This is a genomic window from Thioclava sp. JE_KL1, assembly GCF_009296265.1.
Lineage (GTDB): Bacteria > Pseudomonadota > Alphaproteobacteria > Rhodobacterales > Rhodobacteraceae > Thioclava.
Window position 1 is genome coordinate 15,928 of sequence record NZ_WBJS01000019.1, and the last position, 12,649, is coordinate 28,576.

Below are 12,649 nucleotides of genomic sequence, written 5' to 3' on the forward strand. Positions count from 1 at the left end.
ATGACGAAAGCGCAAAGCCAAGACCCGCTTGTCCTCGGTCTCGTCGAGCTGTGCCGCCTCAATGGGATACAGGCGCATGCGAAACGTCTAACCGACGGTCTCATCAAGCTTGGCCAAGGGCTCAAAGCAGCGGATGCTGCTGTTGCGTTGCGTCGGGTCAACATGAGTTGCCGCATCGCGCGCGTGGCGCTCGACGAGATTCCGCTTTCCTCGCTTCCGGTGCTGCTGTTTCTTGAGGGCGGCCAGACGCTGGTCCTTGAGGAACTAGAAGCGGATCAGGCGATTGTCATCGCCCCCGAGAGTGGGGGAGGACGGCTGGAAATCGCGCGCGCAGAGCTGGAAAACCGCTATGCGGGGACGGCCCTCTTCTCGCGGCCGGTCGATGTGCTTTCCGACCGGCTGGGTGAGAAGGTACAGGACAAGCATCACTGGATTCTTGGCCCGGTCCTTGGCAATGCCATCCTCTATAGGGATGTGATCCTCGCGGCTCTCGTGGCGAACCTGTTGGCGGTGGGCACCTCGCTGTTCTCGATGCAGGTCTATGACCGCGTGGTACCGAGTGGGGCGTTCGATACACTTTGGATCCTCGCAAGCGGTGTCGGTCTCGCAATCTGTCTCGAATGGGCGTTGCGGGTCATGCGGGCGAAGCTGATCGACGTTTCCGGTCGCGATCTGGATCTTCAGCTTTCGGCGAAGCTGTTCGAGCAGGTCACCAACCTGCGCCTGTCCCATCAGCCGAAATCGACAGGCGTCTTCGCCAACCAGGTCCGTGAATTTGCGACGGTGCGCGAGTTCTTTACCTCGGGGACGGTGGCCGCTGTCAGCGATTTGCCCTTCGTGTTCATCTTTATTGCGATCATTGCCTTCATTGGCGGTCCCGTGGCGCTTGTCACGGTTTTCGGTGCTGTTGCAATCGTTTTGCCAGGCATCGCATTGCAAAAGCGCCTTGCGAAAGCGTCACGTGAAAATGCGCGCGAGGCTTCCGCTCTGAACGGACTTCTTCTGGAGACCGTTTCGAACCTCGAGACGGTCAAAGCCGCGCGCGCGGAGACCCGTTTGCAGCGCGCCTATGGGCAGTTGTCGGAAACCATCGCGGCCTCTTCGATCCGCAACAGGGAACTGACGACGCTGATCTCGCAATTCGTATCGTCGGTTCAGCAATTCGCTTATGCCGGTGTGGTCATCGTGGGCGTTTACCGGGTCAGTGGCGGGGCGATGACCGTCGGGGCTCTGATTGCTTGCACCTTGCTTTCGGGGCGCGCACTGCGACCGATGGGACAGGTCGCCGGGCTTCTGGCGCGCTGGCAGAACGTGCGCGCGGCGCTTGAAGGGCTTGATGCGATTATGGAGATGCCGACAGAGCGCCCTGTGGAGCGCAGCTTCGTCCGTGCTTCCGAAATTTCGGGAGGTTTCGGTCTCGCCGATCTACAGTTCCGCCACGATCCAGAGGCGCAACCGGTCCTCAATATGGGCAAGATGACGGTTGAGCCGGGGGAGCATATCGCGCTGCTTGGCGGCAACGGTGCGGGCAAGTCGACGTTGCTGCGCGTACTCGCCGGATATCTCGAGCCCCAGTCGGGAAGCCTTCTGCTTGATAACCTCGCGCTGAGCCAGATCGATCCGATCGATCGGCGTCGACAGATCGGGTACCTGCCGCAGAGCGTGGCTCTTTTCCAAGGAACGCTGCGTGACAACCTTCTCCTCGATCACGGTCTGCACAGCGACGAGGATCTGCTTTCGGCGCTCGATGCCGTGGGGCTTGGCGTGTTCGTTCGCCGTCACGTGCGCGGTCTGGATTTGCAGATCCATGGCAATTCTAACGTCTCGGGCGGTCAACGTCAGGCAATCGGGCTGGCACGTGTACTTCTGCAGGATCCACGCGTCGTGCTTCTGGACGAGCCGACCGCATCCTTTGATCAGAACACGGAGCGTCACGTGATCGAGCATCTCCAGGCATGGTTGAAAGGGCGCACCACGATCATCGCGACGCATCGCAAGGAGCTGCTGTCGTTGGTCGATCGCGCCGTGATCCTCAAGGACGGGAGGATCGCCCATGACGGCACGCTCGGCCAGATTTACGAGATCGCGGCGCGCGGCCAAGCCAATCAGGTGAAGGCAGTGAAATGAGCAGTTCCAGGGCAATCGACCCGAGCTTCATCGACGGTACGCATCGCCGGCAGACCCTGAAAGTCGCGCGCAACACGATCCGGCTAGTGGCGGGCTGCGTGCTCATAGCACTGATCTGGGCTGGCTTTGCCCAGATCGATGAGGTGACACGCGGGGATGGTCGTGTGGTGCCGCTCAGCCGGTTGCAATCGATCCAGTCACTGGAAGGCGGGATCATCTCGAAGCTAATGGTGCATGAGGGCGATTTGGTGAAGCCGGGACAGATCCTGGTGAAAATGGATCCTACGCAGGCGCGCTCGGACTACCTGCAGACGAAATCCGAGATGGAGGTTCTTGAGGCAGAGATCGCGCGTCTGCAGGCGGAGGTCCTGGAAAAGCCCGATGTCGGGTTCCCGGCGAAAATGTCAGAGATCCAGGCAACCGAAGAAAAGCTGTTCAAGGCTCGGCGCGAGAAGCTCGAGCAATCGCTTAAGGCCATTCGGGATGAAGAGGCGACGATACAGAAACAGATCGATATCACGCAGCCCCTGACCAAGGACCAATCCGTGAGCCAGATCGACCTTCTCAAGCTCGAACAGCAGAAGGCGACGCTCGTGGGCAAGGAAACCGAGACACGTAACAGCTACGTTCAGGACGCCTACAAGGATCTTGCCGATCGCAAGGCGAAACTCGCGTCTCTAAAAGAGGGCATCATCCAGAAGGAAGACCAGTTCAAGCGAACGGATATCCGTTCCCCGGTCGCAGGCCGCGTGAACAACATCAACATCACGACTCTCGGTGGGGTGGTGCAGCCGGGGCAGGCGATCATGGAAGTTACCCCGATCGACGACCAGTTGCTGATCGAGACGCGGGTGCGCCCGCGCGACGTGGCCTTCATTGCACCGGGTATGCCTGCGAGTGTCAAGATTACGGCCTACGACTACACGGTCTACGGTGATCTGAAGGGAACGGTGACGCAGATTTCTGAGGATACTGTGCAGGAGCAGACCCAGGCCGGCGAGCAGGAATACTACAAGGTCATGGTCAAGACAGACCGCAATTACCTCGAACGTGGCGACCAGACCTATCCGATCCGACCCGGCATGGTCGCGCAGGTCGACATCAAGAGCGGGCAGCGGTCGGTATTCAGCTACCTAATGCGACCGCTTCTAAGGGCGCAGCTTCGTTGAGACACGTTTTCCCCTATCTTTCGACAGGACGGCTACTGAAAATCATGAACCACAACCTTCGCCAGATGCATCCGCTTTTCCAGTTCAGGTTCTTGCAGGCATCTGGTGATCGATTGGGGCTCATCTGGGGTGTCTTGATCGCCGCATGCCTTTTGCTTCTGCTTTTTGTGCCGGCGGCGCAGGCGCAAGATTCTTGGGATGGCAAGGGAAGCACTCTGTCGCTCAAGGTGGGAGAGGCGAAGTTTATTCGTCTGCAGCAACCAGCGAAATCCGTCTTCCTGTCCAACCCAGCGGTCGCGGATATCGATCTACAATCGGCGCGCTCGATCTATATCGTGGGGCACAGTCTGGGGACGACCAACCTCTATGTCTTGGGACAGGACGACAAGCCGTTGGTTAAGGGCACGGTTCATGTCGATCTCTACCTCGACCGGATTCAGGCCGCGGTGAGCGCTGCTCTGAAGACTGATACGGTGCATCTCTCAACTGTGGACGGCGCCGTTTTCCTGAACGGAACGGTCGATACCGAAGAAGATGCGAAGAGAGCGGAAGACGTTGTCAGCAAGCTCGCCGGCGATGCCGCGACCGTCGTAAATAATCTGACGCTCACCACTCCGTCGCAGGTGAACCTGCAGGTCACGATCGCCGAAGTGTCTCGCAAAGTTCAGCAGGATCTCGGGATTTCGTTGAGTGGTACGGCCCAGTCCGGACGCCGTTCGATCGGTGCGCCAGGATCGTCAACGAATGGCTATTCTCTCTCTGTTAAACTCAACGGTGGGAACCTTAATCTTTCTCTCAATGCTCTAGCTGAGTCGGGGCTCGCGTCGATCCTATCGGAGCCAAATCTCACGGCGCGCTCGGGGGAAAAGGCGACATTCCTTGCCGGTGGCCGAGTACCGATCCGGATCGGTGCGACGCAAGATGACACACGTGTTTCGTTCGAAAATATCGGCGTCGAGCTGAATTTCACGCCCACTGTCTTCAAACAGAACCGGATACAGATCCAACTAGACACGCGCGTGCGTCAGATCGATGCGGGCAATTCGACGGCGAATACGCCAGCTTTTACCGAGCGCTCGGCATCTACCACCGTTGAACTGGGCAGCGGCCAGAGCTTTGCCATCGCGGGGATGTTCGGGTCGAACCGCCAGCAGACCCTTAGCGAGTTTCCCGGGCTGGGCAAGATCCCGATCCTCGGCGCGTTGTTCCGATCTTCTTCCTACCAGAAAGGTGAGAGTGAATTGGTCATAATCGTGACGCCCTATGTCGTACGACCGACGGATCGAAAAAATCTCGCAACGCCGCTCGACACGTTGCGTCCCGTCGACAACGGCATCACCCAGATGGCGACGGGTCAGATGGAACGCCCCTTGGTCAAGCTGAACGGCGCGAACGGTCGCAGCGGTGCCACCTTCCTGATGAACCGGTGAACGAGATGAACCTGCGTTTCGCGATGCCATTGTTTCTCTCCGGACTACTGCTCACCGGATGTGCCGCCCCGCCGACGGAGCACACACTAGAACGGCTGAGCGCCGATGAAGCCACACAGGTCCACAGCTACGCGTTCCTAGATAGCTGTTCAGCCAGCATTGGGAAGGCGGAGCAGAAGAGACTGAGCCGGTTCCTTGTGCGAAACGCCCATCCCGAGAAGGATGTCGTGATCGCCTCACTCCCGCGTGGCTGCAACGTACAGGTCAATCGACAACGCAGCGCAACCTTGCGGAATCTCATCGGGGATACTCACGGCGCGTTGCGAGTGATGCCGTCTGACGCTTCCGACCCGGTTGGATCGCATGGAATCGTCCGGATCGCCCATATGATCGGGATCAACGTTGATCGTAGCGAGTGCAGGGTGAATTCAAATTGTGCCGTCGCCGGAAATCTCGCTGCGATGATCTCGGATCCGCGCGACCTTTTCATGCCTCAGAGCGGTAATCGGTACTGGAAACATCCCTCCGCCATCGATCTGTCCAGCACGTCCGGGCTGGGAAGCGATACGCCCGCGCTCAACTAGGACGCTCCATGATGTCTGATCATTCATTCATTGGCTCTCTCCAGCGTTTCAAACGGTGTGAAGATGGTGTCGTCACGATCGAGTTCGTGCTGGTCTTTCCTTTGATCCTTTTGATGCTGGCGCTAATCGCTTTTGTTAGCTTCGCGATCGCGGCCCAGAGCGAGGTCCAGCAGGTCGCGTTCGAACTTGCGCGGTTCGGAATGGTCCTCGCCGATAATCCCAGTTTTAGCGGCGATATCTGCTCCAAGCTCGATGCCGATTACCTGCCGCGGCTAATCCAGAACTCCGTCACCCTCTCGGCGGCGGATTTCCGGCCGCTCTCGGCATGCCCAAATCAGCCGGACAGCAATGGGGTCTTCACGGTTGCTGTGACATATGACATGGCGGGTAGCTTTGCGGAAACCTTCTCGGAGTTTCTTGGTGTGCGGCTTGGAGAGATCACGCGTCAAGCTGCGGTCATTGTGAATTGAGCGCCAACGGATCAGAGGAGAAGCGCATCCTTTCCCGCGACGAGATGTTCGACGAATTTACGAAAACGGATGTCGCCGAGGCCATTCACGCCGCGTCCGCTCTTGACGGTCAGAACGTCGCCGTCGCGCAGAGTGGTTCGCAGCTGCGCATAGAGAACTTCAACGGAGTCGTCTTGATGCGCCCCCCGAATGCCTGCGGGCAGGGCTTCGAACATCGGCCGCATCAAGAGGCCCCACGAAAAAACGAGATCGGCGCCGCTTTCGAGGACCGCCTTGGACAGAGCACGGTGTTCCTCCGCCTCGGTGGCGCCGACATGGCCGATTTCTCCCAGAACGGCGATCCGCCGGCCGTTTGCGCGCGGCTCGGCCAGTCGAAGCAGTTGCAGACTGGAGCGCATCGAGGCAATTGTCGCGTTGAAGCTGTCATCGATGATCGTCACCTCTCCGCCCTCGCGCAGCTTTGCCGTGACGACTCGGGCACGACCTTTTACCGGTGCGAAATCGGCCATGTCGGAGACCGCCCTGTCCAGATCAAACCCGGCCAGCCCGACCGCCAGAAGGGCTCCCAGCGCGTTGATGATCATATGGTGCCCCGGGACTTGCAGCTTCAGAAGAAAGCGATGTCCGAGGACGCTGACATGGGCCTGCGACCCGCCCAATGTCAGCTCTGCTCTCTCAAGGCGTGCATCGGCTCCTTCGGCTTCGCCAAAACCGAAGACATGAGGCGTCTGGCGTTCTGCCAGGGCTCTTGCAAGTTGGTATTCAGGCAAGTCCGCGTTAATCACGGCGGCGCCGCCGGGCACGAGACCTGTGAAGATGCCCGACTTGTGGCGCAACAACAGCTCTCTGCCACTCGCCTTTTCCAGCATTTCGGGTGTGAACATGTCGAAGTGGGCGACGTCGATCGTCGTCAGGACCGCGATATCGGGCTGGGCGATGCGGGACGATCTGGCGATCCCGTCGAGCGGTTTGCCAAACCCCATCTCGATCACGCCGGCCGCGTTTTCACGCGGCATATAGGCGAGGCTGCGGTGCACTCCAGAAATGTTATTGTTGTTCGCCGCCGATCCGGTCGCGCCACCTTGCAGATCCGTCATATGGCGGATCATTTCCCGTGTCGTGGTTTTGCCCACCGTCCCCGTCACGGCAAAGACTTTTCCCGCGAAGCGCATGCGCGCAATCTGCGCCATGTATTGCAGTCCAGACCAAGTACTGTGCACCAAAAGGACCGGAAGTCCGGGTGGCAGTGTTTCCTTCCGGCTCTGCAAAGTTTGAAGATGAGAAGGTTCAACCATGATGCCGGCGGCCCCTTCGCGGGCAAGCCGCGAGATGTCCCCTGTCGGATCGCGCCGTCCCTTTCCCCAACTGTTCGGGTGAACCAGAACGCAGAAATGATCTGCCATGTTTCCCGTCACATCGTAGGAGACGCACTTGGGTTGCCAATCCGTTGGTGGTGCCACGAGCCACTGTCCACCAGTTGCCTTGGCGATTTCTTCGGAGGTCCAGAGAGGGGAGCGGTTCATCGGATTTCCTTCGTGTCTTTCAGGCTGCGAATTTTGCCACGAGGTTCGGAGAAAATGAAGAGATAAGCATATGATAATAATGTATTTTATTTTTACATGGTCGCTATTTGCCGTGTGTTTTCGGGTGCCTTGTTGGCAGCTTGCGAGAGCCTTGACTGCGGCCACCGAGACGGGAGTAAGGCCGCAATGATCACGCCCCCCAAAGCTGCTTCTGAGACGACGAAAGCAACCTTGGAGGAGGTCGTCTCGACCGTCTTCGGGAAGGGGGCGGACGTGGTGCTTGCAGGGCCGGTATGGTTCGCGTGGCGTGATGGAGGTCGGTTGTTGCGTGCCGGCTGGTTGAAGGCTCCAACATTAGCCGAGGCGATCACGCGCGCTCGCGAGAGTGGGGGCTCTGATGACGCGACCGTCCTGGAGCTATGTCTGACCGAAGATTACCGCCCCGTACCGGCGTCAGCACTTGAGCAGGCTTTTTCCAATGCCGCTCGTGGTCGGGTCGGGATCGAGATACAGCTCGGGACCGCCCTTCACCGCATACCGCCGACTCTAACCATCGCGAGCAATCGCAAGCTTCTGCGTGAAGTCGAGGTTTTCGCGACCACGCTAGGGCTGTCGCTCGAAGAAGTGCGGGCGAAAGCCCGCTTCGCGCGGTTCGGTGCGCGCCAGTTTTTGGTCGATCTGAGGTCCGGAGCGGACTCTGCCGAACTATATCGGGGCAACCAGGTGATCGCGCCCGATGCGGTTGGTCCGGATTTGTTGCAGGGCGTGATCGACGGGATGATAGGTTGGATGCTCTCCAATGTTCGGGCGTCCGGGCGCATGACCTACAAGTATTGGCCCAGCCGGGGGGCGTATTCGAGCGCCGATAACACGATCCGTCAGTTCATGGCTAGCGTCGCCCTCGGTCGCATTGCGCAGCGACTTGGAACGCCGGCGGCGCGCGATGCCTTCCAAAGAAACCTGCAATACAATCTGAAGAGCTATTACACCGAGGTCGACGGACTGGGGGGAATCCTTCTCGACGGGAAGATTAAATTGGGGGCGAATGCGCTCGCGGCGCTCGCCATCCTCGAGGGGCGTCAGTGCCGGCTTCTGCAACCGGACAGCTATAAGCGCGAGTTTGATGGTCTGTGCCGCAGCATCGATCACCTGTGGCAGCCGGATGGAAGCTGGCGCACTTTTCTTCTGCCGGGTGATCGCAATGACAACCAAAATTTCTACCCCGGCGAAGCGCTTCTGTTCTGGGCGACGCTGTATCGGAGGACGCGTGATCCGGGTTTGGCCGCGAAATGTCTCAAGAGTTTCGAGTATTACAGCGCATGGCATCTGGCGCAGCCGAACCCCGCTTTCGTGCCGTGGCACAGCCAGGCCTATGTTATGCTTTACGAAGACATCGGAGAGCCCGCGCTTGCCGATTTCGTTTTCTCCCGGAATGATTGGCTGCTCGAAATGCAGCAGTGGGGCGGCACGCTGGACCCGGATCTTTGGGGGCGGTTCTTTCACCCCAAACGGTCCGATTTCGGTCCGCCACATGCGTCCTCAACCGGCGTTTATATGGAGGGACTGGCTGATGCGTGGCGGCTCGCGGTGCGGCTTGGCGACGTCTTGCGGGCCGATCGGTACGCCAAAACGCTGCGGCGCGGCCTGCGCAGCGTAGCGCAGCTGCAGTTTCGAAACGAGAACGATATGTACTACATCTCGCGCCCCGAACGCGTGAGGGGCGGGCTGCGCACCGAGGTCTACAATAACGAGATTCGCGTCGATAACGTCCAGCACTGCTTAATGGCGCTGCTCAAGTTCGATACAGATCCGCTTTTCCCGTGGCCCGTTCCGGCGGTTCATTGAACGAGTGTGCCCGTGCAGGTGTAGTCGTTGACGATTAGGTCGGCCTGCGCCACCGAAACACCAAGCGCAGAGAGCAAGCCATTCACGAGGTCATCGAGAAATCCAAGATTGGCGAGGATGGAGTTAAGGGCGCTGATGATCCCGTTCACGAGGTCCAAGATCGGTCCCAGCAAGCAGCTCAGCAAGCCGCAGGAGGTCTTCTCGTCTGTTGTGCTCTGTTGTAATTGGACCAGCAGGTCGCTCAACGCGGTGGTGATCGTCGAGAGGTGAAGATTATTCTGGATCGTGATCGCCTTGCCGACCTGGTCCTTGCGTACGCTGATCGTCTGTTCGTCGCCTAGCACTGGGATCGAGGCGCTCTGCTCCAACGATTTCCCGTTGATCAGGTTCAGGAGAGAAGTCGTCAATTTGATCTTGAGCGCCGCCGTTTTTACGTCAAAGGTGGCGAGCGTGTCGTTCCCACTGATGGCGCCGCAGTTCAACGTCTGAGCGGTTGCGGTAGCGCCGCCTCCATGTAGGTCCAGTCCTACACTGACGATACCGGCCAATTCAGTCTTAACCTTTGCGTGGAGTTGGGCAAGTCGCGCCTCGACTGGGGGCACGTCATCGATGAAACCGAGGGCTGTCACGGCAGGGTGGATCGCTGAGACTACGACGTCGACCGCAGCAAGATGGGGAATCTGGAGGCTCAGCGGTACGTTGACGAGATCGACGCCCGAGTTCGATCCATCGACGCTGACAATTGCCGCCAAAAGGTCGAACACGTTGAGTTTGATGTCAGGCAGAACCTGCCCGATCTCGGCTTGCAGCACATTCGGGGAAAGCGCCAGAAGCGAGCCGAGCGAAACCGTGTTGGTTGCGTTGCTACTGACGCCCGTTGGTAGGCCGTTTAGGTCCGTCAGACCGCCGATCAGCGTGTCGAGTGCGATCGGCGCCTTGAGGAGGTCCTCGTAGCTCACCGCGTCCAGACCGATCCGCGAACTTACCAGTCCGAGCAATTGATTGATCCCCACCTCGGTATTCGCGAGCCCGCTGTAGTCGAGGAGCTTGGCGGACACACCGAGGCCCAAGCCATCGTTGAGTAGCGGATCGAGGATGGAGCGCGAAGTGTCGATCCCAAGGAGACGATTGCGCAGTGTGAACGAAATCGCCCCGCGACGCGCCGCCACGCCCGAACGACGGATGACGTAGTTCCCGTTTTGCATCACGGGGGCAAGCAGAAAGGGGGCGAAATTGGAGGGTACGCTGACTTTGACCGCGGTGACGCCGGTCGGGTCGGTCTGGACCGGTGCGGCGGTAAAGGTTCCCGTCTTGCTGTCGAAGCTTCCGAAGGTCACATCTGTCGAGCCGAGCGGGACGTTCCCGTACTTGTCATTCGCGGAAACGACCTCCTGCGCGATGGTGCGGGCTTCCGAGAGGTTTGGAAGATGGCGTGCTGCACTCTGAGCTGCGAGGTCGGCTTGCGATTGTACGTAGCGCTTTTGGGCATTGATCATCGAGATATCGGTGGCGAACCCGCCGACAAGAAGCATCGCGGGGATCAGCAGGAGCCAGAGGATCGTAATCGAACCTCGCTCGGAATAAACAAAAGAGCGCAAACCGTCCCCCTCTGCGAGATGAACTGCGGCGTACGCCACAAGACTTTAGTTCATATCTTTCGTCATTCGCTTTCCATAACTATGCGATATTATCAAAATGTGTCGCGATCTAGGTCTGAAGATATTTTTTAGATACAAAATGATGTTCAGGCGTTGACGGTCCGGGGAGGACCCTTAGGGTCGCGTGATCCATAAACCCTGCGCGACTCACCACAAGAGGCAAGAGCTTGAGCCTGAAGCACCTGCAATCCCGTACCCTACTATCTATTATCGCATTTTCGTCGGTTGCCTCTGTCGCAATCGGTCTGACCCAGGCGAATGCCCGGAGCTTCAAGTCGGTGGAGGTTGAGGGAAACAAGCTCATCGCCAGCCAAGACATCCTGGCGGCATGCGATCTCAAGAGCGGGGTCGATTATAGTCCGGAGGACCTCGACGCGCGCGCAGATTGCCTTCGTTCGAGTGGTGTCTTCAACAGCGTCAAGCTGCGCTCTCAGAACGACGCACTGGTCGTCGACGTCAAAGAGGTCGAAATGCGTCCCGGGCATATCGATCTTTCCGTGGCCTACGATACTCAGGACAAAGTCGTCGGTTCTTTGTATTTTGAGCGGTACAACCTGTTTCCGAACACGTTCGGTTCTCTCGAGATGAACCTCGGCAAGGAGATGCAGTCACTGCGCAGCTCGCTCTATTACTCGGGATTGGGCGATGGGAAGCCAGGCGTCGGGATGGATGCTCTCTTCAGCCGTAGTGATTACGACGATCAGGGCTACGCGTCCCGTCGCGCTCAAATCGAAGGATATCTCGCGCAGGATTTGGGCGAGGCGGGGCGTCTTGAGTACGGGCTCGGGTATCGTTCCCTTAAGATGCGCGACACCTCGGACGGTTCGAGTACGTTGTTCCAGCAGGAGGAAAGCTCGACCAGTGCTCCCTACCTGCGGTTCAGCTACAAACTCGCGAGCGCATCAGAAAAGGGCGCGTCCGGCTCGGCGGGATACCAGGTGGGGATCGATCAGTATTTCTGGGGGCTTGGCGATATCGATACGGTTTCTGAGACGCGCCTGAATGCGAAGGCACGGCTCCCGCTAGGCGCCAAGACCGATCTCTTGCTCGGTTTCCAAGGCGGGGTCGCCAAGGGACTGGGGGGCGATAACACCCGCGCTGTGGATCGCTTCCAGCTCGGCGGCGTGTCCTTCCGCGGCTTCGCGCCACGTGGGCTCGGTCCCAAGGATGCTGATTATTTCACGGGGGGCAACAAGTTCGCAGTGGCATCGATCGAGCTGCAGCATGACCTCGGAACCGTGTTCGACACGCCGATGCGGGGTGGAGCATTCATCGATGTGGGGGCGCTCTGGTCACTTGACGATACGCAGGGCGGAGCGATCGACGATTCCTTCAAATTGCGCAGTTCCATCGGCCTGAGCGTAACCTTCGATATTCAGGGCGCGCCGGTCTCTCTTTACGTCGCCAAAGCGATGGACAAGGCGCCCGGTGATGACACGCAAAGTTTCGGCTTGAGTGTTGCGGCCCGCTTCTGAGCCTGACGCATCGGAGGGCTTGGCGCTCGGCGCGCCCCTTTCCAAGCGAACGACAGCGTTGAGCATCGACTCGTGATGGTCGGCTCCCACAGCGCATGGCTTGAGTATTGGTTGCTCAACACGAGGCGACTTACGTCCTCGAGGGGCTTCTCGCTCCGGAATCCATAAAATGGCTCTGCGAAGTCGGAGCGTTGAAGCTGATTTCACCGCGCGCTGATCGTAACGGCCCGGTTGGCACCGCCTGCCAGATTTCGGCGTGAGGCCCTAAGACACGTGCATAACGACGTCGCAAACGACGTCTCTTATGCGCGGAGGGGCTATGCGGGGCGAGGTTTTGGGTATTGAGCGCCGCCGGCGTTGGGACGACG

The 12,649-nt window shown here is 59.0% G+C and carries 9 protein-coding genes; 7 read left to right on the top strand and 2 right to left on the bottom strand.

The window, feature by feature from the left end; translation table 11 throughout:
• Genes F8R15_RS19485 through F8R15_RS19505 form a run of 5 tightly spaced genes read left to right on the top strand, consistent with a single transcriptional unit; the run spans position 1 to position 5,780 of the window.
• Positions 1–2,127 carry a type I secretion system permease/ATPase gene (locus F8R15_RS19485; protein WP_152845712.1) on the top strand — a complete coding sequence of 709 codons (2,127 nt, stop codon included), beginning with the start codon at positions 1–3 and terminating at the stop codon, positions 2,125–2,127.
• Positions 2,124–3,296, top strand: coding sequence for an HlyD family efflux transporter periplasmic adaptor subunit (locus F8R15_RS19490; RefSeq protein WP_152845713.1), 1,173 nt, complete (start codon positions 2,124–2,126; stop codon positions 3,294–3,296). The genes F8R15_RS19485 and F8R15_RS19490 overlap by 4 nt, the downstream gene beginning before the upstream one ends.
• A gap of 44 nt (positions 3,297–3,340) precedes the next feature.
• Positions 3,341–4,726, top strand: a complete 1,386-nt coding sequence (locus tag F8R15_RS19495) for a type II and III secretion system protein family protein (RefSeq protein WP_152845714.1) — start codon at positions 3,341–3,343, stop codon at positions 4,724–4,726.
• A 5-nt stretch (positions 4,727–4,731) separates the two neighbouring features.
• Positions 4,732–5,310, top strand: coding sequence for a hypothetical protein (locus tag F8R15_RS19500; RefSeq protein WP_152845715.1), 579 nt, complete (start codon positions 4,732–4,734; stop codon positions 5,308–5,310).
• A gap of 8 nt (positions 5,311–5,318) precedes the next feature.
• The gene (locus F8R15_RS19505; protein ID WP_152845716.1) at positions 5,319–5,780 is read left to right on the top strand and encodes a TadE/TadG family type IV pilus assembly protein; all 462 of its coding nucleotides are present in this window, start codon (positions 5,319–5,321) and stop codon (positions 5,778–5,780) included.
• A gap of 11 nt (positions 5,781–5,791) precedes the next feature.
• On the opposite strand, the gene murF is transcribed toward F8R15_RS19505, so the two are convergent.
• Positions 5,792–7,303, bottom strand: coding sequence for a UDP-N-acetylmuramoyl-tripeptide--D-alanyl-D-alanine ligase (murF, locus tag F8R15_RS19510; RefSeq protein ID WP_083080060.1), 1,512 nt, complete (start codon positions 7,301–7,303; stop codon positions 5,792–5,794).
• 186 nt (positions 7,304–7,489) lie between these two features.
• On the opposite strand from murF, the gene F8R15_RS19515 reads away from it, so the two are divergent.
• A complete protein-coding gene (locus tag F8R15_RS19515; protein WP_133052012.1) occupies positions 7,490–9,148 on the top strand; it encodes a hypothetical protein in 1,659 nt (552 codons plus the stop codon).
• Here F8R15_RS19515 and F8R15_RS19520 read toward each other — a convergent pair.
• On the bottom strand, positions 9,142–10,746 hold the full coding sequence (locus F8R15_RS19520) for a pilus assembly protein TadG-related protein (protein ID WP_152845717.1): 1,605 nt from the start codon (positions 10,744–10,746) through the stop codon (positions 9,142–9,144). The genes F8R15_RS19515 and F8R15_RS19520 overlap by 7 nt on opposite strands.
• Before the next feature lie 227 nt (positions 10,747–10,973).
• Between F8R15_RS19520 and F8R15_RS19525 the strand changes: the two genes are divergently transcribed.
• Positions 10,974–12,281 (top strand): BamA/TamA family outer membrane protein, encoded by a 1,308-nt coding sequence (locus F8R15_RS19525; protein WP_152845718.1) that lies wholly within the window; start codon positions 10,974–10,976, stop codon positions 12,279–12,281.
• The last annotated feature ends 368 nt before the right edge of the window (positions 12,282–12,649 follow it).